This is a genomic window from Pseudomonas cremoris, from assembly GCF_014230465.1.
In genome coordinates this window covers 570490-595039 of record NZ_JAAXCY010000005.1, presented here as the reverse complement: position 1 = coordinate 595039, position 24550 = coordinate 570490, and the positions used below count along the sequence as shown (strand labels likewise).

The following is a 24550-nucleotide window of genomic DNA, read 5'->3' as shown; positions in this document are numbered from 1 at the left end:
CCCGCGCCGATCACTCCCAAGACGTACAAGAGCGTTTCGGCCACGACCCGGCGGGCAATCTGCTGATGCAAGACCGACCGGGGCCGGATGTCGTCGCTGGCAATCGTTTGATTAGCCAAGGTGACAACCACTACGACTACGACGCCTTCGGCAACCTGATCCGCGAAAGGTGCGGCAAGGGTCATCAACTCGTTACCGAATACCGCTACGACTGCCAACACCGACTGATCGGCGTCACAACACCCAACGGCCAAAGCGCCAGCTATCGCTACGACCCGTTTGGCCGTCGCATCAGCAAAACCGTCGACGACATCACCACAGAGTTTTTCTGGCAAGGCGACAAACTCATCGCCGAACACCACAAAGATAAACACCGCAGCTATATCTACGAACCCGACAGCTTTCGCCCACTGATAATGCTGGAAGGCTACGGCCCCAAAGAAGCAAAGCCCCACCATTACCAACTCGACCACCTCGGCACACCCCAGGAACTCACCACGCCTGAAGGCGAAATCGTTTGGTCCGCCCACTACCGCGCCTACGGCGAAATCAGCCGCCTCGACATCGGAAAAGTCGACAACCCAATACGGTTTCAGGGCCAGTATTTCGACCAAGAAAGCGGGCTGCACTACAACCGCCATCGCTACTACAATCCGGATATTGGTCGTTACCTGACGCCAGATCCGGTGAAGTTGGCGGGTGGGATCAACGGGTATCAGTACGTGCCTAACCCTACGGGTTGGATTGACCCGCTGGGCTTGAATACCTGTCCAGGTGGAGACGGATGTAACCAACGATCTAAAATAGAGAACCCACCCGAGCAGCTACAGGTTGATGAACACTCCCCATCACCCCCAACTCCCCAAAAAAATAGAAGCTATCTATACCGTGGAGATTCAAGAGATCCCGAGGAGATATTCGAAAAAGGATTTGAGAGCAGAGGAGAAAGCACAGATCTTTATTTGCACTCTGTAAACAATGCCAGCCCACCTAGCAACTTTGTCCCGACGTCGACATCAAGAAAGCAGGCGCTAGTGTTTGCTTCAGGATTTGGGTTTGAAGAGGGTTTTCTTTACACCCTCAAAAGGATTCCTGGAAGAGATGTAAACAAAGAGCTGGGAACGCGCTCCAAGCACAAAAATGAATTAGAAATCGCGATTCCAGGCCGTATAGACTCCAAACATATTTTGGGTGCCTCGCCAGTCAATGAAGATGGCACTTATAAGGGATACACGATATTGAACCCCAATCGGGAGTACCCATGAAATCACGCGAAATAACCATCATAAAAAACGGCGTGCGTGAAACCGCATTAATCGAATATGAGGGAGGTAGGCCGTCGCTTCATATTCTATTTAACGATGGAATGCGGAAAACTTATACTGCACTCGACCTGTACGACAGCTTTGGCTTATTAAGGGCCGACTTGAACGATATTGTTTTTTTATGCAAAGGCGCAAAAATCAACGTTCATACCTCAGGAATGTCTTCACACATGTCAAATGGGCTAGTTGCATACGAGATGACCATTGGGCAACCAGAAGGTGAGCTGGTGCACATTTTTACATATGAAGAAAACGATCTAACCAACGACATACAAGAGCAACATGACTTTTGCCAGACTTGGGCTGAATCTGTTCACGCTTGAATTCACAGTATTTACCAAATAAGGCACCCCATACCTGTAGTGAGCGAGCTTGCTCGCGCCGGGCCGCGAAGCAGCCCCAATCCAGACGATGCATTTCTTCAGATAGATCGGCGTCGTCAGTGTTGGGGCTGCTACGCAGCCCAGCGCGGGGCAAGCCCGCTCACTACCAGCCTTCCTTCAACATCCGTAGCTCCAAGTGCTGCAACAACATAATCGTCTTGCCATCCACAATCTCACCGCTCTGCACCATCGCCAGCGCCTGTTCAAAACCCAGCTCCAGCACTTCAATATCCTCGCCCTCCTCTTCCAGGCCACCACCGCTGCCAACGCGATCTCCCGGCTGATACTCACCCATGAAAAAATGAATCCGCTCCGTCACCGACCCCGGGCTCATGAACGCCGCATAGACTTTCTCCACATGCCCCACGCGGTAACCAGTCTCTTCTTCCGCCTCCAGGCGAATGCGCTCTTCGGGGCTGGCGTTGTCCAGTAAACCCGCTGCAGCCTCGATCAGGTAACCGGGGTAGTCATTGACGAACGTGGGCATGCGGAACTGCCGAATCAGCAGCACCGTGCGTTGCTCGCGGTTGTACAACAGGATGGTCGCGCCATTGCCACGGTCGTACACCTCGCGGGTCTGGGTTTGCCAACTGCCGTCGCGGCGGCGCAGGTCGAAGCTGTATTTTTTCAGCAGGTACCAATTGTCCGAGAGGGTCTCTTCGGCGGTGATGCGCACGGGGCTGTGGTCCATCGTTGGTTTTCTCAGGTAAGGGGGAGTGATTGTTTGATGCTATCCCAGGCTGCGGCGACGGCTTCTGCGGTGCCCGCCTTGATCCGTGCAAGGTTGCGCGGGTAATCCACACCGGGGTTTTCGGTAAAGCGCGTGGCGGTGAATTGGCCATTACTGGCCCGCAGGATATAACCCGTGTCCTCGCAATGCGGCGATGCGAGGAACAGCACACCTGGCGTCACCCACTCGGGTTTTAGTTCGTCCGGCTCCTCGGTCACTCCCCACATACGTGTCTTGGCCACCGGCGAGATTGCGTTGACCCGAATCCCCGCCTGCGCCCCTTCATGGCTGAGCGCATTCATGATCCCCAGTTGCGCCATCTTGCCAGCGCTATAGGCCACCAGGCCGGTCTGCTCGTACTGCGCGTACATCGCGCGGTCGGAGGTGGTGAGGATGATGCGTGGCGCGCGGGATTGCAGCAGGTGTGGCCAGGCGTGCTTGCACAGCCACAACGGTGCATAGAGGTTGATGTCCATCGCGCGTTGCAGGAACGCTACGTCGAGGTCTTCGATGTTTTGGTAACCCACCCAGCCGGCGTTGTGGATCAGGATGTCGAGTTGGCCAAAGGCTTCGATCGTCGCGTGGATCAGTTGCCGGCAACCGTCCTCCGTGGACAGGTCGCCAGCGTGGCCAATCACTGTCAGGCCCTCGACCTGCAGCGCTTCCGCCGCCGCTTGCGCTACCGTCGCATCGCTGCCGGATCCGACCTTATCGGCGCCGATATCACTGATCACTACCCGTGCTCCGCCCTGGGCCAATGCCCGCGCGTAGCTGAGCCCCAATCCGCGTGCACCGCCGGTGACGATGGCTGTCTTGCCTGTGAAGTCCATGTGCTTGCCCTCCTGTTTGGCCGACCACCCTAACAATCCCTGCACGCAATGTTCAATGCTGTAACACTTTGCAAGCAATCCCCGTTTACGGCTGTCGAATTAATGCCAGCCTGTACGGGCTATCTGTTAAAACCCCTGCTTCACCTTTGCCCTGGAACCCTCATGTCTTCACGTTTTCTCTCGCGCCTGAGCCTGCGCTGGCTTCCCCTGCTGTGCATGGCGCTGCTGGTCGTCGGTTTGCCGGTGGGGTGTGCCGTGCTGCAACACAAAGAGCGCGAGCTGGTGTTTCGCATCGAACCCGGCACTGCCGGTTGGTACACCGGCTTGCCCAAGGCGGTGCAGGAATTCGAACTCAAGCCTGCCAGCTTCAAATCGGGGCAGAACATCCATGGTTGGTGGTACCCGGCGGACAAGAAGGACGCACCAGCGATCCTCTATCTGCATGGCGTGCGCTGGAACCTGACCGGGCAGCTGTTTCGCATCGAGCAATTGCACGCGCTGGGTTATTCGGTGCTGGCCATTGACTATCGCGGCTTTGGCCAGAGCCACGGTGAATTGCCATCGGAAACCACCGTGTACGAAGACGCCCGCATTGCCTGGGAACGCTTTCAGGTGCTGCAACCAGACCCGAACAAACGCCTGATCTACGGGCATTCCCTGGGCGGCGCGGTCGCGATCGACCTGGCCGCAGAATTGGGCAAACAAGTGCCGCTGCCGGTACGTGGTCTGGTGATCGAGTCCACCTTTACCTCGCTGGCGGATGTGGCCACGGCAGTGGCGAATACCTCATTGCCGGTGCGCTGGTTGTTGTCGCAAAAGTTCGATTCCATCGACAAAATTGCCGATATCCATATGCCACTGCTGGTGGTGCATGGCCTGGATGACCGCTACGTGCCGCCACGTTTCAGCGAGCAATTATTCGAAGCCGCGCAGGAGCCCAAGCGGCTGCTACTGGTGCCCGGTGCCAGCCACAACAACAGCATGAGCCTGGCAGGTCGCAGTTATGGCCAGGCGCTGGACAAGCTGATGCAAGCGAAGATGCCAGCCCAGGTTGTGACGCACTCCACAGGTCGCAGCGGCGACTCGTGAAAACGCTTTTCGGCACTGGGTTCGCGCTTGCGTGTCAAGCGCAAACCCTGCCCATACTGGCCCGCGCCGGCAGTTGATCAAATATTAACCTTTGGTTAAATCGCCATACCTGCCGGGGCCTCGCAAAGTTATCCACAGAGATACCCACGGTTTTCGTGGACAACTCTTTTTAATTTTTTACGATTTTTTTGCTCAGTTAATGCTTTCGGGAAATGTACCCGGCAACAAAATCTCGCGATTCACATCGCGTATATCGTTATACCCACACAGCGCCATCGACACGTCCAATTCCCGCGCAATAATCTCCAGCGCCTTGGTCACCCCCGCCTCGCCCAACGCACCCAAACCATACAAATGCGGACGACCGATCATGGTGCCTTTGGCACCCAGCGCCATCGCCTTGAGCACATCCTGGCCGGAACGAATGCCACCATCGAGCCACACCTCGATGCGCTCGCCCACCGCGTCAACAATCGCAGGCAATTGGCTGATGCTTGACGGTGCACCATCCAACTGACGACCACCGTGGTTGCTCACCACCAGCGCATCGGCACCGGCGTTGGCCGCCAAGCGTGCGTCCTCCACATCGAGAATGCCCTTGATGATCAGCTTGCCGCCCCAGCATTTCTTGATCCATTCCACATCGTTCCAACTCAGGCTCGGGTCGAATTGCTGGGCAGTCCACGACGACAGCGAACTCATGTCCGCAACGCCCTTCACATGCCCGACGATATTGCCAAAGCCACGACGCTTGGTGCCCAGCATGCCCATGACCCAGCGCGGTTTGGTCGCCATGTTGAGCATATTCGGCAAGGTCAGTTTGGGCGGCGCAGACAGGCCGTTGATCAGGTCTTTGTGGCGTTGGCCGAGAATCTGCAGGTCGAGGGTCAACACCAGCGCATCCACACCGGCGGCCTTGGCGCGCTCGATCAGTTGCTCGATAAACGCGCGGTCGCGCATCACGTACAACTGAAACCAGAACGGCTGGCCCACCTGTTCGGCAATGTCTTCCAACGAGCAGATGCTCATGGTCGACAAGGTGTAGCGCAGGCCAAACGCGGCGGCGGCGCGCGCGGTGAGAATCTCGCCATCGGCGTGTTGCATACCGGCCAAACCGGTGGGGGCCAACGCGACCGGCATCGCCATGTCCTGGCCGATCATGCGGGCGCGGATCGATCGCTGATCAATGTTGCGTGCCACCCGCTGGCGGAATTTTATCGAGGCAAAATCGCTTTCATTCGCCCGGTACGTGCTCTCAGTCCAGGAGCCAGAATCGGCGTAGTCGTAGAACATCCGCGGGACACGCTTTTGCGCCAGCTTGCGTAAATCTTCGATGGTTGTGATCAACGGCATCTAGGTCACCTCTCCCTGAACTGAGCCCTGAGAGTAACCGTCCATCGGCTGCACAACCAGCCATTGCGTTTAAATCAGCGCGGGGCTAATCTCGCACAAACCCGCAAAAAGACGCATAACCATGCACAATACCCATCAAGCCATCGACCTGCCTTCCTTGCGCAAACAGAAGATTTTGTTGCTGCTGGAGCGCGACGGCAAAGTCACCGCCTCGGAACTGGTGGAGCACTTTGCCGTGTCCCAGGACACCATCCGCCGCGACCTCGGCGAGCTCGCCGCCGCCGGCCTGTTGCAACGCGTGCACGGCGGTGCGCTGCCCCGTCCGAAGGACACCGGCAAGGACTTCTTCACCCGCGTCGGCGAGACCAACGACGCCAAGCGACACCTCGCCCGACTGGCCGCAGAGCGTGTGGAAGATGGGCAAATCGTGCTGTTCGATTCAGGCTCCACCACCCTGCAGATCGCACAGTCATTGCCACGCTCGATACGCCTTACCGTGGTCACACCGTCGCCGATGATCGCCATCGCCCTGGCTGACCATCCGGACGTGAAAGTGATCCTCGCCGGCGGCCAACTCAACCCGGCAACGCTGTCCACCAGCGGCCAGGAAACCGTGCGACTGATCCAGAGCATCAAGGCCGACCTGCTGTTCACAGGCGTGTGCGCGCTGCATCCACAAGTGGGCATCAGTTCGCTGCATTTTGATGAAGTGGCGGTCAAGCAAGCGTTGCTCGACAGTGCCTCCCATGTCGTCGCCGTGACCATGGCCGACAAGCTCGGCGCGGTAGAGCCGTTTGTGGTGGCGCCGTGCAACCGTATCCACACCCTGATCACTGAGTGGCATGTGCCAAGTGTGGAGGCGTATGAGCAGTTAGGTGTGGAGGTGATGCGGGTGGAGGTCGAGTAAATGCAATGCGTCGTCGACGGCATGGCCGCCGGCTGTGTTGTCGAAGATGCACCAGGTGGGAATACCCTCTTCAACCGACCGACTCAATAACCGCGCATACGCCTGCACCCGCTCCGGACCATAGGCGCTGTGATAGATACGGGGTGAGCCATGCAGGCGCCAATAATGCACGCCTTGCCAACCGCCAGGCGCCTCACCGGTGTCGACGGCCGGCGGGTCGGCGGCCACACGGCCAATGTGTAGATCCTGCAAAAGCACCTGGGCTTCAAGCCACGTGGGGTGACGAGGCTCCAGCACCACCGCCCCGCCAAAGCGCTGGCGTAATGCGCTAAAAAATCTTGCGGCGACGGAGCGTTCATAACTCAACGAAGGCGGCAATTGCACCAGTAGGCAGCCCAGGGTTTCACCCAGGTGCAAGCATTGCCCGAGAAACTCATCCAGCGCCGTCTCGCAGTGCTGCAAACGCAATTCATGCGTGATGCGCTTGGGCACTTTGACCGAAAAACGAAACCCCGATGGCACGCTGCATTTCCAGCGCTCGTAAGTCTTCGCCAAGTGTGGGCGATAAAACGAACTGTTGATTTCCACAGCCCTGAACCGCGTTGCATAGCGCTGCAAGTGCGTACCGTCGCGCACAAAAGCGGACCATTGTTCACGCGGCAAACTCCAACCCGCGCACCCCACGTAAAGAGGTGTCGTCAAAACAGCACCTTGGCGGCATCGCGCATGAAAATCTCGATGGTCTTGGGGCCCACTCCATCAAATTCGCCCAGGCGTTTTTCGAATGCCTGGCGATCTTCGCTAATACTGCGTATGTGAGTGATCTTGCCCTCATATTCGGCATTGAGCTTGGCGCTAAGGTCAAGCAGACGTTGTGCAGTGCTTTCGTCGTAGCGCACGTAATGCGCACGCCCCAACATCGAGACCAGCTCCCGGGACGTGCAATGTTGCAACTTGCGCGGCGTGTCGCGGCCCTGCTCTTCGACAATCTCCCGGTACGCCTGCGCCGCGATGGGCGCCTGAATACGCTTGCCCATCAGGAAGCTGGCGATAAACCACTTGAACAGACTGCTGTCATCCAAAGGCTTGAGTTCGATGCCTAATTCAGATGCCGTAATCGACCTTGCCATCTTCAGTGGCCCAGCTTGCGCTCGGCCTTGGCTGCCTGCTCGTTGATCGCATCCGTCTGGCGCTCAACCTCCTTGACCGATGTGGGAGTGATGACCTTGTCGACGGTTCCGGTCTTTGGATTCGCACGCTCCAGCGTTTCGCCCTTGGCTGCTCTGCCAGCGCCTTTCTGAGCCTGTTCGGAGCTAATGGGATCGGGGGTTTTATCGGCGGTCTTGTGATCGGACATAGGTTTCTCCAGGCAGTTGAGGGCCGCTGAAACGAACGGCCACTTAAGCAGCAGAGGTCGCCGGGTATCGATAGTTCAAGGAATGTGCGGCGCAGTGCCACTGACGAGAAAAGCGCAAATTAAATTAAACCTTTCGGATCACGGCCGGCTCAACACTCAGGTAACGGCGTATCGCCAACGCCACCAAGACTCTGCCCACGCTTGGAACCCACCTGAAAATGGCCAAGGAACTGCAAGCCAAACACGACGATTAACCCCTCTATGATTACAGGAGAAACTCGATCATGAGTGCGCAACTCAACGGCAAGAACGTTCTGTTCATCACCTCCAACTCCGGCATCGAGCGCGACGAGCTGCTCCAGCCTCTGCAAGCGTTGCGCAGCTACGGCGCGACCGTCACCCACGCTTCCGGCAAAGGTGGCACGACCCAGACCTTCGTCGGCGACACTGAAAAGGACAAAGCCGTCGAGTCCGATGTGAAATTGTCAGACGCCGTGGGCAGCGACTTTGACGCGCTGGTCATCCCTGGAGGGACGGTCAATGCCGACACACTGCGCCAGGACCCCGACGCGCAACGCTTGATCAACGACTTCGTCAAGGCGGGCAAAATCGTTGCAGCGATCTGCCACGGGCCGTGGGCGCTGATCGATGCGGGCGTGATCGAAGGTAAAACGTTGACCTCCTACAAAAGCGTGCGCATCGACCTGGAAAACGCCGGTGCGGCAGGCTGGGTGGATGCCGAGGTCAAACAATGCACGGCCAATGGCTGGACGTTGATCACCTCACGCACTCCGGATGATTTACCGGCGTTCAGCGAGGCCATTGCGCAAGCCCTCGCAGGCTAAACGACTGCCGCATAAAAAAGGCGCCCTCAGGGCGCCTTTTCTATTGTGTCTTTGCCTCAGCTTCTACGATGTTCCGGCATTTCACGCTTAGGCCCGAACATCGCCCATGCGATCAACCCGAACAGCGGCACGAAAATCAAAATCACCAGCCATAAACCCTTGGTCTCCCAGCCACCCGTACTGCGCAACACGACGTTAATGGCCCACAGTTCCAACAGCAGCAGGATCACTGCCAAACCGATCCAGACATATTCTAATTGCATGATTCACCTCCTGAGGTCTTAAGCCTTAGGTCAATCATTCAAGCCCAGGGTTCATTAAAATGTGCAGCGGCGTACCGCTTGGGCGTAATGCAAGCCTGGACAGCACCCACCATGCAACCTGCACGACAACAGACGTGTGAGGCATTGACTATCTAATTGAATAACAAAAGAAATCTATTTTCGCCAAGCTTGGTACACCTGATGCAAGTCACTCTTTCAAGAGGTGTGCCTTTAGACACGCCTACCGTCCCTGAATGAGGTGATCCCCATGAATGCCATTGACCTGCTCAAAGCTGACCATGAACGTGTGAAAGCCCTGCTGACTCAACTGAGTGAGTCCACCGAACGCGGGGTAAAAAAACGCACCGATTTGTTGGCCAAATTGGAAGCAGAAATAAGCTTGCACACCAAACTGGAAGAAGAAATTCTTTACCCCGCGTTCAGAAAAGCAGGGGGCAAGGAGCAGGACATCATGTACCACGAGGCCAAGGAAGAGCACCGCACTGTCGACTCCCTGGTGCTGCCTGACCTGAAGCAGACCGAACCCTCCACTACGGAGTTCTCTGGCCGTGTCAAAGTGGTCAAGGAACTGCTGGAGCATCACATCGAGGAAGAGGAAACCGAAATGTTTCCCCAGGCGAAAAAACTGCTGGGCAAAGCCACACTCGACGCGCTAGGTGCAGAGATGGAAGCAATGAAAGCGGCCTACAAGAAGTCTCAAGCCAGCAAGCCTATGGCGGCTTGATCCCGGTCCTGCGAAGCCTGGCAGATTTGCGGGCTTCGCAGCCGTTGAAGGTCATAACCCTGCGATAGGGGATTACGTCATGAAGACCAAATTTTCCCAACGGATTTTGCTGATCCTCGGCCTGTGCGCGCTACTCACCGGCCCTGCCCTCGCCGCCTTTGGCGACGACACCGCGCCCGCAGCCAACGCGCTGCCGCCGGGTACTATCCCGAGCGGCCAGTCCGAGAGCGACAAGAAACCCAAAGACACTGACAAGCAGCCGCCAAAGCCAGCGGATAACGCTAAAGACAGCAAACCCAAGCCGAAAAAGTCGGGCAGCTGATAGTCGTTACATCAACGGGATGCTGTAGCTGACGATCAGCCGAGTCTCGTCCTTGTCGGCAGTGTCATTACCCCGCAGCACCGCACTGCGCCAGGTGAACCCCAGGCCCTTCAGGGTACCGGTGGGGATCACGTAATCCACGCGCACGTCACGTTCCCATTCACTGTTATCGCGACCCGCAGTGCGGACATGGCTGCCGTGAATGTACGTCACGCTAGAGCGCAGGCCCGGTACGCCAAGGCCGGCAAAGTCGTAGGCATAGCTGCCGACGGTGGCTTGTTCTCCGGCATTGACGAATTTGAGCGACTGCGAATTGGTGATCAGGTAGAGCGAACGGCCCTGCCCTTGGTTGATATGGGGAAAGTCACTTTGGCCGGTGGTTTTCTGGTAACCGAGGCTGACCGAATGCCCGCTAAGCGCATAAGTAAACAGCGCACTCCACAGGCGGTTGTCGACCTTGCCTGCGTTGACGCCAGGCGCGTAGTAACCCGAGCTGACGTAACCCTCGCTACGCCCCGACGCACTGGAATTCTTGCCGTCGGCGGTGCTGTAGAAATACCGCAGGTCACTCTTGAGCTGTCCTACCGGCAATTGCCAGTTATGCACCAGGCCGAGGAAATGCTGCTGGTAGAAGTTCTCCAGACTCGCGTAGTAGTACTGCAATTGCAGTTGCTTGCTGACCGCGTAATCCACACCGCCGTAGTAGAACTGGTTGCTCGACTTGCCCTTGATCGGGTCGTTGGCGCCGGCGATCGACAGGCCTTGGCCGTTGCTGGAATTACGGTCCACGACTTGCTCGAGTTTACCGGCGATCAGGTTGAAGTCCTTGAGGTCTTTGGAGTCCACCTGATAACCGCGAAACGTCTGCGGCAGCAGGCGGCCGTCTTCTGTGGTGAGCACTGGCAGCTTGGGCTGCAGGTTGCCGACTTTAAGCTGGGTCTGGGCGATACGCATCTTGCCGGTAACGCCGGTCTTGCTGAAATCATGGGCGGCCTTTCCGTCGTCCAGCGGGAAGACGCTGCCGGGTGTGTTGTCTTCACCGGTCTTGCCTGCACGTCCCGAGGCATCCAGACGCAGGCCATACAGTTGCTGCAAGTCCAGTCCCAGGCCCACCGTGCCCTCGGTGAAACCGGACTGGTAGTTGAACATGAAGGCCTGGCCCCACTCTTTGTCCGACGCGCCCCTGGCGTTGCGGGTGTCCTGGTTGTAATAGAAATTGCGCAGGTCGAGGCTGGCTTTGCTGTCATCGATAAAACCGGATGCAGCAGCGTGTTGCACGGCCCCTAGGGAAACGGCGAGGGCCAGGCAAGTCTTGTGATTCATGAAGGCTCCGAGAAGTAATTGAGGCAACCCCGTCGTAGCCCATCCCTGTTCTTTGTCAGTCGGGAGGTGCTGTATTCAACGGGTGCGCGCACGGTATAGCGTCGGGCTATGCGGAAACAGCCGTCTAAACCGTCAATCACTTTTTCAGATTACGTAACAATCCAGTGCAACGGTTACGGGTGATCAAACCGTTCGCGCGCCTGGCGAAACGCATCGCCTTTTTCCACCACCCAGGTCCATAGCGGAATCATGTGCACCAGCAACTCGGTGCCAAGGCTCGACAGCTCGTATTCAACCTTGGGCGGCACCTCCTGGAAGTCATGGCGCAGTACCAAACCATCACGCTCCAGCTGGCGCAGCGTGCGGGTCAACATGCGCTGGGTGACGCCCTGCATGCGCCGGCCAATCTCGGCGTGCCGCAAACGACCGGACACGCCGAGCACGTGCACGATGCCCAACGACCAGCGGTTTCCTGCGTGGGTGAGCACCTCGCGTTTGAGGCCATCGTCATCCGCGCTGAGGGCATCGCAGGCGGCTTGGGAGCGGCGGATGATTTCGTCGTTATCCATGGTGCGTTCTCGGTATCACGGGTGTGCCTTCTTATGCGTGGCGATGAATTCTGCAAGCATGCCACGACTTTCAACACAGACGGAGAACCCCATGACAGCCTCTTCCATTCTGGTACTCGGTGCCGGCGAACTGGGCATGGCCGTGCTGCAGGAACTGGCCCTGTTGGCCCCACAGCGTAACGCGCGCATTGCCGTGCTGCTGCGCCCTGCCAGCCTGCACTCGGCGACTGCAAAAAAACTGCAGGAGATGGGCATCGAGCTGATCCCCGGCGACCTGCAGAACGACAGCCAGAGCAGCCTCGCGAAGCTTTTTGCACCCTTCGCCAGCGTGATCTGCTGCACCGGTTTCGCTGCCGGCCCTGGCACGCAACGCAAGCTGGCCCAAGCCGTCATTGAGGGCGGCGTGCAACGTTATGTGCCGTGGCAATTTGGCGTGGACTACGACGTGATCGGCCGTGGCAGCCCGCAGGATACGTTCGATGAACAGCTGGATGTGCGCGACTTGCTGCGCGCTCAACAGGGCACGCAATGGCTGATCATTTCCACCGGAATGTTCACCAGCTTCCTGTTCGAACCATCGTTCGGCGTGGTCGATTTGCCCAACAACACCGTGCATGCCCTGGGCGACTGGGACACAGCCGTCACTGTCACTACGCCTGAGGACATTGGCCGGCTGACTGCACGCATCCTGTTCGCGGAACCGGCACTGAGCAACCAGGTGGTCTTCACTGCCGGTGACACCCTGACCTATGGGCAACTGGCAGATACGGTCGACGCCAGTCTCGGCATCCAGCTCAAGCGCGAGGCGTGGTCAGTGCCCACATTGCTGGCAGCGTTGGTAGAAGATCCCGACGACAACCTCAAAAAATACCGCGCGGTATTCGCTCAGGGCCACGGCGTGGCATGGGACCCCGCCGTGACCTTCAACGCTCAGCAACGTATCGCAGTGACAGACGTTGCTGCATGGATTGACGGGCACCTCAAGGCACCGGCAACCAATCGCTGAATTCCCCGCGAGCGCCCAAGGCGCACCAGGCAAAGTCCCAGGGTGAACGTGGCAATGCCTGGTGTTCGAAGGCGCTGGGTAGAACACCTTTCCCATCGAACACCCGCGTACCTTGCCAGGCCAGGGCGACACCGAGGGCCTGGCTGTCATCGGTGGCGACCCATCGCGCCGCCGCTGCCGCCATGAAGGTCTCGATGGGTTCGTCATCGATATGGGCGCGGTACGTCGAGCCCAGCAGCCAGCGGCAGACGTTCAGGTGGTAGGTCCAATCCAGCGGCGGCTGGTTGCGATAGGCCCAGGTCATGAAGCTGCGAAACAGGTTCAGGCCTTCGGGTGGGTCTAGCTTGAGCAGCGCCGGGCAGATATCGAACAGGCTGTGCCAATGCGGCAACAAGCGTGCGTCCAGGTGTACAAAGCAGCGGGAGTTGCTGGGGTAGTCAGGCCGCAACGGTTCCGCACGCAAGCGGCGGGACGCCTTGCTGACCAGGCGGCTGGCGCCTGCAGGCAATACAGGGTTCATGAAGTGCACTCACAGTCGTGACGATAGAACGCCTCCTGTTGGCAGGAGGCCCAAGGCACACGTCAGAGGGATGGAGAAGCGCGGGGGTTTGCCGAGGGCCAGGAGTATCGCGGGGGCGCCTTGTTGCGCCGCTCATGGGCTGGGCGTGGAGTTTGTGCGAGGCCCAGCAGCCAGGCCAGGCCGACCAAAAACACCAGCGCAACGGTCAATGCGTTGCAAACTGGGCAAGCAAAGTAGTTCGAGATGTTGCTGGAAGACGGGCTGCCCAACCCTTTGTCGGAAAGTGGAGCCTGCTTGCCGTCCACGGAACAGAACGCACCACCGATGCCATTGAGCACCTGCCCCGTCATCTGACCATGCCCCAAACCACAGACAAACAGGTTCATCAGCACGCAGAAGTACAGGGCCCAGGCGATCAGCGAACGGTCGGGGTGGCTCATTTTCATGGCGGCGACTCTACCACCAGAGGTGCACCGAGATGAAGCACGGCACGCCCCTGTGGCAGAACGTCGCACGTTACGCGAGCCCTTCAGGGTTGGTAGACTTTGCGCCCTCCTCGTTACTCCTTTTCCAAGCCTGCGTGTTTGATTTCGCGCAATGCAGGCGTTTCACAGGATGCACAGTTGATGAGTACGTTATTCACCCGCCGCAAGGTCCTGACCGGCATGAGCCTGTTGGGTCTGGGCCTGCTGGCCGGTTGTGACAACAGCCCCAGGTTGAACTTCAAGTACGGCAAGGACTTGAGCGACAAGATCATGGGCCGCACCTTCAAACTCAAGAACACCGAAGGCGAGACGGTCACCCTCAGTTCCTACCGTGGCCTGATGCCGGTGGTGTTCTTCGGCTTCACCCAATGCCCGGCCGTGTGCCCGACCACCCTGGCGCGCGCCGCGCAGGCCAAGAAACTGATGGGCCGCGACGGCAAGATCATGCAGGTGATCTTCATCACCCTGGACCCGGAGCGCGACACACCGGAGATCCTCGACAAGTACGTCAAGGCCTTCGACCCCAGCTTCCAGGCCCTGTACGGCACCCCGGAAGAAATCGCCGTGGCCGCCAAGGAGTTCGGGATCTTTTATGAAAAGATCCCCGCCGGCGACACCTACACCCTGTCCCACACGGCCACCAGCTTCGTGTTCGACACCCGAGGCAACCTGCGCCTGGGCCTGCAGGCATCCCTTACCGCTAAAGAGTGCGCAGAAGACCTGCTCACCGTCATGGAGGTCTGCTAATGACTGCCGTTCAACACCTCAAGCGTCTCACCTTCGGCCTAGCCCTGCTCGGCCTTGCCGCACACGCCAGCGCCCAGGTGCAAGTGACCGACGCGTGGGTTCGCGCCACCGTGCCGGGCCAGCCGTCCAGCGGTGCGTTCATGACCGTCACCGCCGACAGCGACAGCAAACTGCTCAGCGTGACGTCGCCCGTGGCCAAGGACGTGCAAATCCATGAAATGAGCATGAAGGACGACGTGATGCGCATGGGCCCGGTGGACTCGGTCGCCCTGCCCGCCGGCAAGGCCGTGACCCTCGACCCCAACGGCTACCACGTGATGCTGATGGGCCTGACCGGCCAGATCAAGGAAGGCGACCAGGTGCCGCTGACCCTCACCGTGGAAAACGCCAAGGGCGAAAAACAGTCGATTGAAGTCAAAGCCCCAGCCCGCGCCCTCAACGGCATGGACCACAGCAAGATGCATTGATGTAGTGAGCGGGCTTGCCCCGCTCACTACAAGTCAGTCGACGATAAAGAGCTTTGCTCCGACGGCCGTCGATGAGCGATGCCCTTCCATGTCATTGCCCACCTGATAACTCATGCCCGCCGTCAGCGTGAACTGGCGGCCGTCCTCCAGCTCCGTGTGCAACTCGCCGTCAAGACACAGCAGGATATGCCCGCGCCAGCACCAGTGATCCGCCAGGTAGCCTGGGGTGTACTCCACCATTCGCACGCGGGTCGTGCCAAAGTGGCAGGTGCGCCATAACGCACTGCCCGTGATGCCTGGGTGAACGACAGGTTCGACAGTCGACCAATCGGTGGTGCCAAAGGGGACAGCGGTGAGGTCCATGCGTGGCTCGCAGGCTAGTAAGTGGGGGTGTGAGGCTATCCACCTGATATCCCGCGCGATAGACACAGATTGCGCAGTTTTGTGAGATACAGATCGCTAAGACTCAACTGGCACTGCAACCTCCGTGAGCGCTAGGTTGAGGAAGAGAACCCGACAGTACAGCCGAGCCATTGCTGTTGGATCAATGCGTCAGGAAATCCGCTTTGTCATCGGGATACACGCCAGCTGCAAGCCCGAGGGCGAGTGATAAACCGCCTGTTCATCCCCCGTATATCCGTGCCGGCGATAGAAACTCGCCGCATTCAACGTTGCGTCCAACACCACCTCTTCAATCGCCAGTTCCCGCGCAACGTTCTCCAAGTGATCGAGCATCGCCTTGCCGTACCCACGCCCGGTGAAGCCGGGCAATACAAACAACGCGCCGACTTCGTTGTTGTCGAGGTCGAGCATGCCGGTGGCAACGGGCTGGTCGTTTACCCAACCCAGGTAAAACGGTTTGTCCATGAGTGCGTCGTAGCCGTCCTCGGCCTTACCACGCGTCCATAACGCCATTTGCTCGGCCGTGTAGGCACCAACGCATTGGCTGCGAATGGCTTGGCGGCGTATGTCAAAAGCAGCAATGGCGTCGTGCAGTGCTGCGCGTTTGATGTGGAGCATTGAAATTCCTTTTCATGGTTTTTTATTGCCCTTACGGGTAAATGCGGTACGGGGTTAGAGCGATGCGACAATCCCGCTCACTACAACGAGCTCAATATGCCACTAGCACACCCGTGCTAATCGACCCCTCTGCGCTGCGGCGCTATATTCCTCGGCACTTCCAACGCCCCCCACCAGCACCGCGCACCCACTGCGCGCGGGCACGTTGTGCGTTGGAAAAACCATAACAACCCCCAAGGAAGAAGCACCATGAAACTGCACTCCCCTGTTACCCGTCTTACCCTGTTGGGCGCCTTGATCATCGGCGTGGCCGGCTGCAGCAATATCAAACCCAGTGAAGACCACCTCAAGACGCTGTCGGAAACCAACCTGGGCGAGCCAGTAAAACGCATCTCCAACGTGCCGAACGAAGTGCCGGTGTAGTCGTGGATCATGCCGAAGATGCGTCGCGCCGGATAATGCCCAGGCCAACGGGCGATCACCTGACGAAAAGCAATCGAGACCATCAGGAACAGCGCGATGTAAAGAATCACCGGCAGATAAGTGTCCAGCGATTGCCCCGGCAAAAAGCCCAAAACGCTGATATAGACAATCGCAATACCGGCCACCACGATGCGCAGGTTGGCCTGGTCGAGTTCGGAGTTGGTCTCAATACTCATGGGTTACGTCCATGTGCGGCAACCCTCGTCTGCGTCATGCATCCAAGGCAGGCCTGGATGGGGTGTTAAGGAAGCATGAAACCGCACAGCACAGCCCCAGGAAGGAGCCCCCAATGACCGGCTGCATCATCATTGCCGACGACCACCCGATGTTTCGCGAGGCAGTGGTACATGAGGCCTGCGACCTGGGCGCGATGCAAGCGCTGATCCACGACGCCGGCGAGGTCGACACATTGATCCTCGACCTGCGCTTTCCCGGCCTGACATGCATGAGCCAATTGGCCGAACTGCGTCAGCAACTACGGCGCACCACCTTGATCGTAGTGTCGATGGTGGACGACCCGGCGGTGATCGAGCACGTGATGGCCTTGGGAGCCGACGGCTTTATCGGCAAAAACATCGCGCCCGATGAGATTGGCCAGGCGCTGCTGGCCATCCGTGACGGTGAGGTGCTGGTCAAGTTCGCCCCCTCGGGCCTGTTGCCGCTGGATACCCACACACTGACCGCGCGGCAGCAGGATGTGTTGCGGTTGATTGCCCGGGGGAAGACGAATAAAGAGATTGCAAAGGCCTTGGATATCTCGCCATTTACGGTGCGGATTCATGTGTCGTCGCTGTTGCGCGCGTTGGATGTGCCGTCGAGGGCGGCGACAGCGGTTAAGTATTCGGGAGTGGTTTGAGGGGGTGTGGTTTTCGAATGGCAGCAATCGGCTATCAGCGTTTGTCCTGCGCTCGCTGCCCGCTGCCTACCTCGCCGGGATCGGGTCGATTTTTAGCTTGATGAAACGTTTCAGCCGGTTTATAAAAATGGCACAACTCCAAGAAAGGCTGCCGTCATGAACCCGCTCAAACTGTTCGTTGCCCTCAGCGCACTGTCCGCTGCCTCCCACGCCATGGCCTGGGATTACGTTCTGCTCGACACCGACAAAGCCGCCCAGAGCTGGCAGGTCACCAGCCAGCAACTCGGAATCAAAACCGACAAACCCTTCAGCGTTACCCTGCGCACCTTGCACGGCGGTCGGCAGGAGGGCGTGAGCATCGTCGATATTGATAACGGCACGATGAAACTCTCGGTAGTGCCGACTCGCGGAATGAACGTCCTGCAGGCCTCGGTCGGCAATGTGCGCATGGGCTGGGATTCTCCGGTCAAGGAAGTGGTCAATCCATCCTTCATCGAACTCAATGGCCGCGGTGGTCTGGGCTGGCTGGAAGGTTTCAATGAGCTAGTCACCCGCTGCGGATACGAATGGGTCGGCCATCCCGGCGTCGACAACGGCGAACTGCTGACCCTGCACGGTCGGGCCGCCAACATTCCTGCGAACAAAGTCACCCTGCATATCGATGAAAAACCACCGTACGCGATCACTTTGCGCGGCGAACTTAAAGAGCAGGCGTTCAAAAAGGTCGACTTCTCGGTCGCGACCGAACTGGTCACCGAACCCGGCAGCGTCGTGTTCGCCCTCAACGACACTCTCACTAACAACGGCGACTATCCAAAGGAATACCAGGCGCTGTATCACAGCAACTTCAGCACCCCGTTCCTGGAACAGGGCGCTCGTTTCGCCGCGCCGGTGAAACAGGTGTCGCCGTTCAACGACAAGGCCAAGGTCGATCTGCCCGACTGGCAAACCTACCGTGCACCGACCAAGGACTACGACGAAACGGTTTACAACGTGGTGCCGTATGCCGATGCCAAGGGCGATACGTTGACCGTGTTGCATAACAAGGCCGGCAACCTGGGCGTTTCGGTCGGCTTCAATACCCAGACACTGCCGGTGTTTTCCTTGTGGAAAAACACCGATACCGAAGGCCAGGGCTATGTCACGGGGCTGGAGCCGGGGACAAGTTTTTCCTACAACCGACGTTATCAGCGGCCTCTGAACCTGGTACCGACAATTGGGCCCAAGGAGCACAAGCAGTTCCGCATCAGCTACAGCTTGTTGGCAGATGAGGCGGCGGTGGATAAAGCCTTGAAGCAAGTGAGCGAGATTCAGGATGGTCGGGAGACTGAGGTGCGGCAGACGCCGTTGGTTGATCTGACCAAGGGGTGACACCGGCTGGAGCATTGTCGGCCGATATTGCAGCCCCTCGGCCATATGTTCGCGCCTGATCCCGTCGACTTGTTCAAGGTCCGCCAGCGAGCGCTCGACCTTGAGCAGTCGATGGGCACGTAGCGCTATCCGTAACCCGGCAACCACGTCTCTTGCTCAATGGTCGCAACGTCACCCTCAGCCAACAAACGCCACAATGCCAAGACCTTGTCCTCCGACACTTGCTTCATGTGCCGAGGCTCCCCAGCCTCCAGGTTTTCAAATGTGACAGTGCCTGACAGCGATACAGAGATACACCACTCCCCATCGTTGGTCACCGAAACCGCTCCATGCTCCTCATCTTCTCGGCGAGTTTTCAGCTCGGCAAGAAGCTGCGGGAATGTATGTATTCCAGGATCCGAATCCATGGCACCGCACCTGTGACAAACGTGATAACCCATATTGACCTCGTGTATTCAAATGGCAGATGAATCTGCATCCTAAAACATCGCTAACAACTCAGTTGCCAGAGCGCGTGTTTCTTGTCGATAGTCTTCGTTCCAACTGGATGACCAATCACCAGGCCTCCCCTGCTCGTCCCATTGCGCCAATGCAAGCCCGTTGTAGCAAGATTGCGCAGAACATCCCCACGTGCGTTTCGATGCCGGGTCGGTTTCGTGCAAGCCCTCTCCCACTCTGGACAGTACACCGCTATCATATTCGGCTTCGCTCAACGCTCCAGGAAATACCCATGCCCACCCTGACCTTGCGCAATGCTCGCCCCACCGACGCCGCCCGCTGCTTTCAAATCGAAACCACCGCCTACGAAGGCGACGAAGCCGCGACCCTGGAAAAAATCGCGACGCGTATTGCCCAGTACCCGCAAGGGTTCCTGATTCTGGAAGCAGACGGCGAAATCGCAGGTTTTATCAACAGCGGCTGCGCCTTTGATGTGGTGATGTCAGACGAGGCGTTCAAGGAGTTGGTAGGGCATTCGGCCGAGGCGCCGAATGTGGTGATCATGTCCGTCGTGGTTGACCCCGCGCATCAGGGCAAGGGCTATTCCACCACGCTGATGACCGAATTTGTACAGCGCATGCACGGCATGTGCAAACAGACGATTCACCTGATGTGCAAGCAACAGCACGTGCCGCTCTACGAACGCATGGGCTATCGCTATGTGCAGCCTTCGCCGTCGGATCACGGCGGAATGGCGTGGCACGAGATGGTGATGGATCTCTAACGATGACTGCGCCACTCATTGAAATCGGCGATCAACCCTGCCCCGAAGCCGAGGGTATCCTGGGCAGTGGCCTGGCGGCGTTCAATGAAAGCATCACCGGTTACAACGACCGTCGCCTGCTGACCGTGTTGATCAAAGACCCCGACACCCATCAGATCCTCGGCGGCATCACTGGCAAGACCACCTTGGGCATGGCCTTCCTCGACCTGTTCCATCTGCCCGATTTCTTGCGCGGCACGGGCTTGGGCAGCCAATTGCTGCAAGCCTTCGAGGATGAGGCTCGGCGCCGGGGTTGTCGCAATGCGGTGCTGTACACCCTCAGCTTCCAGGCCCCAGGCTTTTACGAAAAGCACGGTTGGGTACGGTTTGGTGAGATCCCCTGCGAGCCGGAAGGCAGCAGCCGGGTGTTTCTGTCTAAGGTGCTGTGACGCTCAGGGTTTTGCCAAACAGCCGATTGCCATGGGTCTCGCCCTGGAAGGTATAGGTCGGCGAGCCCAATGCCTCATACCCACGCCGGGGGTAGAACCCCAGTGCCCGCTCGTTGCCCACCCACACCGTTGCCCACAACATGCATGCACCCGCGCGGGCCGCGCATCGCTCTGCCGCCTGCAGGAGTTGATAGCCGATGCCCAAACCGGTGAAGCGCTCCTGGATATACAGGCGTTGCAGCTCGGCAACGTTCGCGACCTCGATCATGGCGTGGCTGGCATTAAGCTTGACCTGCGCAAAGCCGACGAGGTGGTTGTGGGACTCGGCCACTATCAGCGAGGTACCTGGTTCGGCCATCAAACGGGCGATGGTCGAGGGTGCGAACGCCTCCAGTACTTCATTGGCAATCGAGTTGCGAATGCCTTGGGTGGCGTAGGTGTCGAGGAACACTTGCATGCCCAATACGCCAATGCACAGCGCGTCATCAGGGGTGGCGTTGCGAAGAATGATTGCAGGCATCGAGCGTCCGTACCCAGGGTTGAAAGGACTCACGTTTTACCACGAATGAGCGTGACGGCAATCACCAACTCCCCGATGCTCCGCCGCCGCCGCTGGAACCACCGCCACCCGACGAACTGCTGGAGCTGGAACCACTGGAACTCGAACGAGAACCACCGCCCGAACTCGAACCCGAGCCGCTGCCCGCCTTGCCAAAGATGATCAACGCCACGAACGAGGCAATCGGCACCGCCAGCAACCAGCCGTCCCGACCCGCGTCCGCCACCAGCCCGGCGGCCACATACACCGCCACCGCCGCCAAGAGCCGCGCGATAAACCCCGCCCGGCTTTTCTTCCAAGCTGCCTTCATGATCACAAACAGGATGAGGTACATGCCCAATACCACCAGCCCCAGCAACGGAAACGCCAGCCAGTGGATGAAATTGACCTCGACAAATCGGTTTGTCACCACCAGTACCACGATGTAGGCCAACAGCCCCAACACGCAGTAGAACACCGTGCGGGCCATCCACAACGCGCCAAAGGTGGCGCCGCCGATCAGCAGGGTCAGCGGCAATAGCAGCAGGTACACCGGCCACTCCCGACCACCCGCGAACACCACCAGCAGCACCGTGAGCGCAACAGTGGCAATCAATGCGCGGCGCCATCCCAGTTTCCCGGCGGCCATCAGCACACCGCCAATCGCACCGAAGATAAACGCCAGCAACACCGCAATGGCTTCGGGAGCAAACCCCGGCCCGGCCAACGCGGGCAAGTCGCCGCCGTCCACCAGCAGCACCAGGTCATTCACACCCTGGGAAACACCCTCGGCATAGTCGCCCTGGCGAAACGCCGGCGTGATGTGTTCTTCGATGATGCGATGGGCCAACAGATCCGTGACCGTGCCTTCCAGTCCGTACCCCACTTCGATACGCACCTTGCGGTCTTCCTTGGCGACCACCAACAGGATGCCGTCGTTGACGTCCTTGCGCCCCAGTTTCCAGGCGCGGAACAGTCTGTTGGCGTAATCCTCAAGGCTCGCGCCACCGGTCGTGGGTACCAGCAATACGGCCACTTGCGCGCCTTTGCGCTGTTCGAGAGCGGCGAGTTGGTCTTTCAGATGGGTGGTGGTCTCGGCATCCAGGGTGTTGGTGAGGTCGATCACTCGTTGATCGAGGGCGATGCCAATCGGCGAAGTGTCCGCCAGGGCGGCACCCGACAGGCCGATAAAGACCAGCGCCAGCAGACTCAAGACCGATTGCCGCAAAATCGCCAACATGCTGTGTTACCTGAAGGTTCTTCCTGAAGGCGCTGACTTTAACTTATCAGCGCTATAACGCGTGACCCCATGCCGTTGACTATCTAAACTCCCTCCACGCATAGCAAAGCGCCATAATCGAGAAGCCCATGAACCTCCGCCTCCGCAACAACGTCAGTGTGATGGGCACCGGAACCTCGACCCTGGTGTTCTCCCACGGGTTCGGCTGCAACCAGGCCATGTGGAACTACCTGGCCCCCCAGTTCTATGCACGATTTCGCGTGGTGATGTATGACCTGGTGGGCGCCGGCCTCTCGGACCTCAATGCGTTCGACAAGGCCAAATACAGCTCGCTGGAGGGGTACGCCCGCGACTTGAACGAGCTGATCGACGAATTCGCCATCGGCCCGGTCATCCTGGTCAGCCATTCGGTCAGTGCCATGATCGGCACCCTCGCCGACCGCCAGGCCCCCGGACGCATCGCGGCCCACGTGATGATCGGCCCCTCGCCACGGTATATCGACGCCGACGGTTATGTTGGCGGCTTCAAGCTCGCCGATATCCAGGACCTGCTCGACACCCTCGACAGCAACTACCTCGGCTGGTCCAGTACCATGGCCCCGGTGATCATGGGCGCGCCTGGGCAACCGGCGTTGAGCGAAGAACTGACCGACAGTTTCTGCCGCACCGAACCTGAGATCGCCAAGCAATTTGCGCGGGTGACCTTTATGTCGGACAACCGCCAGGACGTGAGTGGTCTCACCACCCCGGTATTGATCCTGCAATCGAGCGACGACCTGATCGCCCCCGTGGCCGTTGGCGAATACCTGCACAGCGTATTGCCCAACAGCACCTATTGTTTGGTCGACAACGTCGGCCATTGCCCGCACATGAGCGCGCCGCAGGCTTGCGCGGCGGCGATGGAAACGTTCCTGGCGCCATGGACCATCGCCCATGCCGGCTGAACTGTTCGACAGCGCCGCCTGCGCCCTGGCCGTCACCGCAGAGGACGGCACGATCCTGCAGGCCAACACGCGGTTCGGCGAATGGCTGGGGTTCAGCACCACCGAGCTGTGCGGCCGACGCTTCCAGGACTTGCTGACCATGGGCGGGCGGATTTTCCACCAGACCCACCTGGCGCCCATGCTGCGCATGCGCGGCAACGTCACCGAAGTGAAGCTCGACATGCTGCACCGCGACGGTCAAAAGGTCACCGTGTTGCTAAACGGCACCCAGCGCAAACAAGCCGACGGTGCGGTGTATGACCTGGCGCTGTTTGGCACCACCGATCGCGACAAGTACGAACGCGAGTTGCTCAATGCACGCAATTTCGCCGAGGCGCTGCTGCAGGAAAAAACCGCCACCGAACTCGCCCTCAAGCAGGCCCAGGCCGAACTGAGCGAGGCCTACGCCATCGCCCAGCGGCGCGCGCTGTTTGCCGAGCAAATGGTCGCGATTGTCAGCCATGACTTGAAGAACCCACTCACAGCGATCCGCATGGCGTCGGACTTTCTCAGCCGTGGCGAACGCACCGCCAAGGAACGCCAGTTGCTGGGGCATATCGGGCAATCGTCCGAACGCGCCCAACGCATGATCGCCGACTTGCTGGACTTCACCCAGGCCCGGGTTGGCCAAGGCATTACCATCAAGGCGGCGCCACTGGACCTGCATGGCGTCACTCGGCGGGCGGTGGATGAACTGCGCGTTGCCTTCCCCAATGCCATTCTGGACCATTACGTCGAAGGCCGTGGCGTGGCCAACCTGGACGCCGACCGCGTGCAGCAGATCATCGGCAACCTGGTGGCCAACAGCGTGGCCTATGGCGACCTGCAACGGCCGATCAGCATCACCTCGCGGTTGGGCAGTGACCTTTGCGAAGTGTCGGTGCACAACCACGGCGCGGTGATCCCCCCCGCACTGCTGCTAGGGTTGTTTGAACCAATGACCCGTGGCACCGACCAAGGCAGCGACGTGCGCAGCGTAGGGCTGGGCCTGTATATCGTGCGGGAGTTGGCCAGGGTGCATGGCGGGGATGTGGCAGTGACTTCCACCGCACAAGATGGCACGACGTTTAGCGTGCGCTTCCTTCCCGTGGGGCATACAGAGGTTTAACAAGACGCCGATCCCCTGTGTGGCTTGCCTGCGAA

The 24550-nt window shown here is 58.9% G+C and carries 32 protein-coding genes and 2 pseudogenes; 16 read left to right on the top strand and 18 right to left on the bottom strand.

The window, feature by feature from the left end; genetic code table 11:
* On the top strand, positions 1–1265 hold a 1265-nt coding region (locus HF257_RS15980; protein ID WP_185712096.1), incomplete at its 5' end, for an RHS repeat-associated core domain-containing protein.
* The gene (locus tag HF257_RS15975) at positions 1262–1648 is read left to right on the top strand and encodes a hypothetical protein (protein WP_185707162.1); all 387 of its coding nucleotides are present in this window, start codon (positions 1262–1264) and stop codon (positions 1646–1648) included. The genes HF257_RS15980 and HF257_RS15975, both read left to right, overlap by 4 nt.
* Positions 1649–1811: 163 nt before the next feature.
* Here the strand turns inward: HF257_RS15975 and HF257_RS15970 are convergent, their stop codons facing one another.
* Together HF257_RS15970 and HF257_RS15965 are read right to left on the bottom strand one after the other, a co-directional pair.
* On the bottom strand, positions 1812–2399 hold the full coding sequence (locus HF257_RS15970) for an NUDIX domain-containing protein (protein WP_185707160.1): 588 nt from the start codon (positions 2397–2399) through the stop codon (positions 1812–1814).
* Between the two features lie 11 nt (positions 2400–2410).
* Complete coding sequence (locus HF257_RS15965; RefSeq protein ID WP_185707158.1) at positions 2411–3268, bottom strand: SDR family NAD(P)-dependent oxidoreductase; 858 nt, start codon at positions 3266–3268, stop codon at positions 2411–2413.
* Between the two features lie 162 nt (positions 3269–3430).
* On the opposite strand from HF257_RS15965, the gene HF257_RS15960 reads away from it, so the two are divergent.
* Entirely contained in the window at positions 3431–4357 is a 927-nt protein-coding gene (locus tag HF257_RS15960; protein WP_185707156.1) for an alpha/beta hydrolase, read from the top strand.
* Positions 4358–4549: 192 nt separating this feature from the next.
* On the opposite strand, the gene HF257_RS15955 is transcribed toward HF257_RS15960, so the two are convergent.
* Positions 4550–5710, bottom strand: coding sequence for an alpha-hydroxy acid oxidase (locus HF257_RS15955; protein ID WP_185707154.1), 1161 nt, complete (start codon positions 5708–5710; stop codon positions 4550–4552).
* Positions 5711–5831: 121 nt separating this feature from the next.
* Between HF257_RS15955 and HF257_RS15950 the strand changes: the two genes are divergently transcribed.
* Positions 5832–6617 carry a DeoR/GlpR family DNA-binding transcription regulator gene (locus HF257_RS15950; RefSeq protein ID WP_185707152.1) on the top strand — a complete coding sequence of 262 codons (786 nt, stop codon included), beginning with the start codon at positions 5832–5834 and terminating at the stop codon, positions 6615–6617.
* Here the strand turns inward: HF257_RS15950 and HF257_RS15945 are convergent.
* From HF257_RS15945 to HF257_RS15935, 3 genes are read right to left on the bottom strand one after another with little or no spacing between them, the layout of a single operon-like run.
* The gene (locus tag HF257_RS15945) at positions 6582–7319 is read right to left on the bottom strand and encodes a DUF72 domain-containing protein (RefSeq protein WP_185707150.1); all 738 of its coding nucleotides are present in this window, start codon (positions 7317–7319) and stop codon (positions 6582–6584) included. The genes HF257_RS15950 and HF257_RS15945 overlap by 36 nt on opposite strands.
* Positions 7316–7747: a DNA methylase gene (locus HF257_RS15940; RefSeq protein WP_185707148.1), complete on the bottom strand. Its 432-nt coding sequence runs from the start codon at positions 7745–7747 to the stop codon at positions 7316–7318. Before HF257_RS15940 ends, HF257_RS15945 begins: the two co-directional genes overlap by 4 nt.
* Positions 7748–7749: 2 nt before the next feature.
* Complete coding sequence (locus HF257_RS15935; RefSeq protein ID WP_185707146.1) at positions 7750–7974, bottom strand: hypothetical protein; 225 nt, start codon at positions 7972–7974, stop codon at positions 7750–7752.
* A 284-nt stretch (positions 7975–8258) separates the two neighbouring features.
* On the opposite strand from HF257_RS15935, the gene HF257_RS15930 reads away from it, so the two are divergent.
* Positions 8259–8819, top strand: coding sequence for a type 1 glutamine amidotransferase domain-containing protein (locus HF257_RS15930; protein WP_185707144.1), 561 nt, complete (start codon positions 8259–8261; stop codon positions 8817–8819).
* Between the two features lie 56 nt (positions 8820–8875).
* Here HF257_RS15930 and HF257_RS15925 read toward each other — a convergent pair whose 3' ends face one another.
* Positions 8876–9082 carry a PLDc N-terminal domain-containing protein gene (locus HF257_RS15925; protein WP_185707142.1) on the bottom strand — a complete coding sequence of 69 codons (207 nt, stop codon included), beginning with the start codon at positions 9080–9082 and terminating at the stop codon, positions 8876–8878.
* A 268-nt stretch (positions 9083–9350) separates the two neighbouring features.
* Between HF257_RS15925 and HF257_RS15920 the strand changes: the two genes are divergently transcribed.
* Complete coding sequence (locus HF257_RS15920; protein WP_185707140.1) at positions 9351–9827, top strand: hemerythrin domain-containing protein; 477 nt, start codon at positions 9351–9353, stop codon at positions 9825–9827.
* A 79-nt stretch (positions 9828–9906) separates the two neighbouring features.
* On the top strand, positions 9907–10149 hold the full coding sequence (locus HF257_RS15915; RefSeq protein ID WP_185707138.1) for a hypothetical protein: 243 nt from the start codon (positions 9907–9909) through the stop codon (positions 10147–10149).
* A 6-nt stretch (positions 10150–10155) separates the two neighbouring features.
* On the opposite strand, the gene HF257_RS15910 is transcribed toward HF257_RS15915, so the two are convergent.
* Together HF257_RS15910 and HF257_RS15905 are read right to left on the bottom strand one after the other, a co-directional pair.
* The gene (locus HF257_RS15910; protein ID WP_185707136.1) at positions 10156–11472 is read right to left on the bottom strand and encodes an OprD family porin; all 1317 of its coding nucleotides are present in this window, start codon (positions 11470–11472) and stop codon (positions 10156–10158) included.
* Between the two features lie 173 nt (positions 11473–11645).
* Positions 11646–12041 carry a winged helix-turn-helix transcriptional regulator gene (locus HF257_RS15905; protein ID WP_233081356.1) on the bottom strand — a complete coding sequence of 132 codons (396 nt, stop codon included), beginning with the start codon at positions 12039–12041 and terminating at the stop codon, positions 11646–11648.
* Positions 12042–12132: 91 nt separating this feature from the next.
* On the opposite strand from HF257_RS15905, the gene HF257_RS15900 reads away from it, so the two are divergent.
* Positions 12133–13047: an aromatic alcohol reductase gene (locus HF257_RS15900; RefSeq protein WP_185707134.1), complete on the top strand. Its 915-nt coding sequence runs from the start codon at positions 12133–12135 to the stop codon at positions 13045–13047.
* Here the strand turns inward: HF257_RS15900 and HF257_RS15895 are convergent.
* Together HF257_RS15895 and HF257_RS15890 are read right to left on the bottom strand one after the other, a co-directional pair.
* Entirely contained in the window at positions 13022–13567 is a 546-nt protein-coding gene (locus HF257_RS15895) for a putative natural product biosynthesis protein (RefSeq protein ID WP_185707132.1), read from the bottom strand. The genes HF257_RS15900 and HF257_RS15895 overlap by 26 nt on opposite strands.
* Before the next feature lie 62 nt (positions 13568–13629).
* Positions 13630–14013, bottom strand: a complete 384-nt coding sequence (locus HF257_RS15890; protein WP_185707130.1) for a DUF2946 domain-containing protein — start codon at positions 14011–14013, stop codon at positions 13630–13632.
* Between the two features lie 180 nt (positions 14014–14193).
* Between HF257_RS15890 and HF257_RS15885 the strand changes: the two genes are divergently transcribed.
* Together HF257_RS15885 and HF257_RS15880 are read left to right on the top strand one after the other, a co-directional pair.
* The gene (locus HF257_RS15885) at positions 14194–14799 is read left to right on the top strand and encodes an SCO family protein (RefSeq protein WP_185707128.1); all 606 of its coding nucleotides are present in this window, start codon (positions 14194–14196) and stop codon (positions 14797–14799) included.
* Positions 14799–15266: a copper chaperone PCu(A)C gene (locus HF257_RS15880; protein WP_185707126.1), complete on the top strand. Its 468-nt coding sequence runs from the start codon at positions 14799–14801 to the stop codon at positions 15264–15266. The genes HF257_RS15885 and HF257_RS15880 overlap by 1 nt, the downstream gene beginning before the upstream one ends.
* 33 nt (positions 15267–15299) lie before the next feature.
* On the opposite strand, the gene HF257_RS15875 is transcribed toward HF257_RS15880, so the two are convergent.
* The 3 genes and pseudogenes from HF257_RS15875 to HF257_RS33330 all read right to left on the bottom strand — a co-directional run.
* Positions 15300–15629: a DHCW motif cupin fold protein gene (locus HF257_RS15875; RefSeq protein ID WP_185707124.1), complete on the bottom strand. Its 330-nt coding sequence runs from the start codon at positions 15627–15629 to the stop codon at positions 15300–15302.
* A gap of 189 nt (positions 15630–15818) precedes the next feature.
* Positions 15819–16286: a GNAT family N-acetyltransferase gene (locus tag HF257_RS15870; protein WP_185707123.1), complete on the bottom strand. Its 468-nt coding sequence runs from the start codon at positions 16284–16286 to the stop codon at positions 15819–15821.
* A gap of 329 nt (positions 16287–16615) precedes the next feature.
* Positions 16616–16945, bottom strand: a pseudogene (locus HF257_RS33330) (hybrid sensor histidine kinase/response regulator); the annotation flags it as partial.
* Between the two features lie 113 nt (positions 16946–17058).
* Here HF257_RS33330 and HF257_RS15860 point away from each other — a divergent pair.
* Positions 17059–17625, top strand: coding sequence for a LuxR C-terminal-related transcriptional regulator (locus HF257_RS15860; protein WP_185707121.1), 567 nt, complete (start codon positions 17059–17061; stop codon positions 17623–17625).
* Positions 17626–17781: 156 nt separating this feature from the next.
* Positions 17782–18996 (top strand): aldose 1-epimerase family protein, encoded by a 1215-nt coding sequence (locus tag HF257_RS15855; protein ID WP_185707119.1) that lies wholly within the window; start codon positions 17782–17784, stop codon positions 18994–18996.
* A gap of 9 nt (positions 18997–19005) precedes the next feature.
* Here HF257_RS15855 and HF257_RS33325 read toward each other — a convergent pair.
* Together HF257_RS33325 and HF257_RS33585 are read right to left on the bottom strand one after the other, a co-directional pair.
* Positions 19006–19131, bottom strand: a pseudogene (locus HF257_RS33325) (magnesium chelatase subunit ChlI family protein); the annotation flags it as partial.
* On the bottom strand, positions 19122–19403 hold the full coding sequence (locus HF257_RS33585; RefSeq protein ID WP_185707117.1) for a hypothetical protein: 282 nt from the start codon (positions 19401–19403) through the stop codon (positions 19122–19124). The pseudogene HF257_RS33325 and the gene HF257_RS33585, both read right to left, overlap by 10 nt.
* Positions 19404–19726: 323 nt before the next feature.
* Here HF257_RS33585 and HF257_RS15845 point away from each other — a divergent pair, with 323 nt between their 5' ends.
* Positions 19727–20218 (top strand): GNAT family N-acetyltransferase, encoded by a 492-nt coding sequence (locus HF257_RS15845; RefSeq protein ID WP_185707115.1) that lies wholly within the window; start codon positions 19727–19729, stop codon positions 20216–20218.
* A gap of 2 nt (positions 20219–20220) precedes the next feature.
* The gene (locus HF257_RS15840) at positions 20221–20646 is read left to right on the top strand and encodes a GNAT family N-acetyltransferase (protein ID WP_185707113.1); all 426 of its coding nucleotides are present in this window, start codon (positions 20221–20223) and stop codon (positions 20644–20646) included.
* Here the strand turns inward: HF257_RS15840 and HF257_RS15835 are convergent.
* Positions 20633–21166, bottom strand: coding sequence for a GNAT family N-acetyltransferase (locus HF257_RS15835; protein ID WP_185707111.1), 534 nt, complete (start codon positions 21164–21166; stop codon positions 20633–20635). The genes HF257_RS15840 and HF257_RS15835 overlap by 14 nt on opposite strands.
* 61 nt (positions 21167–21227) lie before the next feature.
* Positions 21228–22424, bottom strand: a complete 1197-nt coding sequence (locus HF257_RS15830) for a TPM domain-containing protein (protein ID WP_185707109.1) — start codon at positions 22422–22424, stop codon at positions 21228–21230.
* Positions 22425–22552: 128 nt separating this feature from the next.
* Between HF257_RS15830 and HF257_RS15825 the strand changes: the two genes are divergently transcribed.
* The gene (locus HF257_RS15825) at positions 22553–23368 is read left to right on the top strand and encodes an alpha/beta fold hydrolase (protein WP_185707107.1); all 816 of its coding nucleotides are present in this window, start codon (positions 22553–22555) and stop codon (positions 23366–23368) included.
* Positions 23358–24515: a PAS domain-containing sensor histidine kinase gene (locus tag HF257_RS15820; protein WP_185707105.1), complete on the top strand. Its 1158-nt coding sequence runs from the start codon at positions 23358–23360 to the stop codon at positions 24513–24515. The genes HF257_RS15825 and HF257_RS15820 overlap by 11 nt, the downstream gene beginning before the upstream one ends.
* Positions 24516–24550: the final 35 nt, after the last annotated feature.

Coding starts and splice junctions, on each gene's coding strand:
- HF257_RS15910 (WP_185707136.1), bottom strand. CDS start 11,472: ATGAATCACAAGACTTGCCTGGCCCTCGCCGTTTCCCTAGGGGCCGTG.
- HF257_RS15890 (WP_185707130.1), bottom strand. CDS start 14,013: ATGAAAATGAGCCACCCCGACCGTTCGCTGATCGCCTGGGCCCTGTAC.
- HF257_RS15900 (WP_185707134.1), top strand. CDS start 12,133: ATGACAGCCTCTTCCATTCTGGTACTCGGTGCCGGCGAACTGGGCATG.
- HF257_RS15870 (WP_185707123.1), bottom strand. CDS start 16,286: ATGCTCCACATCAAACGCGCAGCACTGCACGACGCCATTGCTGCTTTT.
- HF257_RS15905 (WP_233081356.1), bottom strand. CDS start 12,041: ATGGATAACGACGAAATCATCCGCCGCTCCCAAGCCGCCTGCGATGCC.
- HF257_RS15960 (WP_185707156.1), top strand. CDS start 3,431: ATGTCTTCACGTTTTCTCTCGCGCCTGAGCCTGCGCTGGCTTCCCCTG.
- HF257_RS15875 (WP_185707124.1), bottom strand. CDS start 15,629: ATGGACCTCACCGCTGTCCCCTTTGGCACCACCGATTGGTCGACTGTC.
- HF257_RS15880 (WP_185707126.1), top strand. CDS start 14,799: ATGACTGCCGTTCAACACCTCAAGCGTCTCACCTTCGGCCTAGCCCTG.
- HF257_RS15895 (WP_185707132.1), bottom strand. CDS start 13,567: ATGAACCCTGTATTGCCTGCAGGCGCCAGCCGCCTGGTCAGCAAGGCG.
- HF257_RS15955 (WP_185707154.1), bottom strand. CDS start 5,710: ATGCCGTTGATCACAACCATCGAAGATTTACGCAAGCTGGCGCAAAAG.
- HF257_RS15885 (WP_185707128.1), top strand. CDS start 14,194: ATGAGTACGTTATTCACCCGCCGCAAGGTCCTGACCGGCATGAGCCTG.
- HF257_RS15975 (WP_185707162.1), top strand. CDS start 1,262: ATGAAATCACGCGAAATAACCATCATAAAAAACGGCGTGCGTGAAACC.
- HF257_RS15935 (WP_185707146.1), bottom strand. CDS start 7,974: ATGTCCGATCACAAGACCGCCGATAAAACCCCCGATCCCATTAGCTCC.
- HF257_RS15845 (WP_185707115.1), top strand. CDS start 19,727: ATGCCCACCCTGACCTTGCGCAATGCTCGCCCCACCGACGCCGCCCGC.
- HF257_RS15940 (WP_185707148.1), bottom strand. CDS start 7,747: ATGGCAAGGTCGATTACGGCATCTGAATTAGGCATCGAACTCAAGCCT.
- HF257_RS15930 (WP_185707144.1), top strand. CDS start 8,259: ATGAGTGCGCAACTCAACGGCAAGAACGTTCTGTTCATCACCTCCAAC.
- HF257_RS15825 (WP_185707107.1), top strand. CDS start 22,553: ATGAACCTCCGCCTCCGCAACAACGTCAGTGTGATGGGCACCGGAACC.
- HF257_RS15920 (WP_185707140.1), top strand. CDS start 9,351: ATGAATGCCATTGACCTGCTCAAAGCTGACCATGAACGTGTGAAAGCC.
- HF257_RS15925 (WP_185707142.1), bottom strand. CDS start 9,082: ATGCAATTAGAATATGTCTGGATCGGTTTGGCAGTGATCCTGCTGCTG.
- HF257_RS33585 (WP_185707117.1), bottom strand. CDS start 19,403: ATGGATTCGGATCCTGGAATACATACATTCCCGCAGCTTCTTGCCGAG.
- HF257_RS15820 (WP_185707105.1), top strand. CDS start 23,358: ATGCCGGCTGAACTGTTCGACAGCGCCGCCTGCGCCCTGGCCGTCACC.
- HF257_RS15830 (WP_185707109.1), bottom strand. CDS start 22,424: ATGTTGGCGATTTTGCGGCAATCGGTCTTGAGTCTGCTGGCGCTGGTC.
- HF257_RS15835 (WP_185707111.1), bottom strand. CDS start 21,166: ATGCCTGCAATCATTCTTCGCAACGCCACCCCTGATGACGCGCTGTGC.
- HF257_RS15970 (WP_185707160.1), bottom strand. CDS start 2,399: ATGGACCACAGCCCCGTGCGCATCACCGCCGAAGAGACCCTCTCGGAC.
- HF257_RS15915 (WP_185707138.1), top strand. CDS start 9,907: ATGAAGACCAAATTTTCCCAACGGATTTTGCTGATCCTCGGCCTGTGC.
- HF257_RS15855 (WP_185707119.1), top strand. CDS start 17,782: ATGAACCCGCTCAAACTGTTCGTTGCCCTCAGCGCACTGTCCGCTGCC.
- HF257_RS15965 (WP_185707158.1), bottom strand. CDS start 3,268: ATGGACTTCACAGGCAAGACAGCCATCGTCACCGGCGGTGCACGCGGA.
- HF257_RS15860 (WP_185707121.1), top strand. CDS start 17,059: ATGACCGGCTGCATCATCATTGCCGACGACCACCCGATGTTTCGCGAG.
- HF257_RS15840 (WP_185707113.1), top strand. CDS start 20,221: ATGACTGCGCCACTCATTGAAATCGGCGATCAACCCTGCCCCGAAGCC.
- HF257_RS15950 (WP_185707152.1), top strand. CDS start 5,832: ATGCACAATACCCATCAAGCCATCGACCTGCCTTCCTTGCGCAAACAG.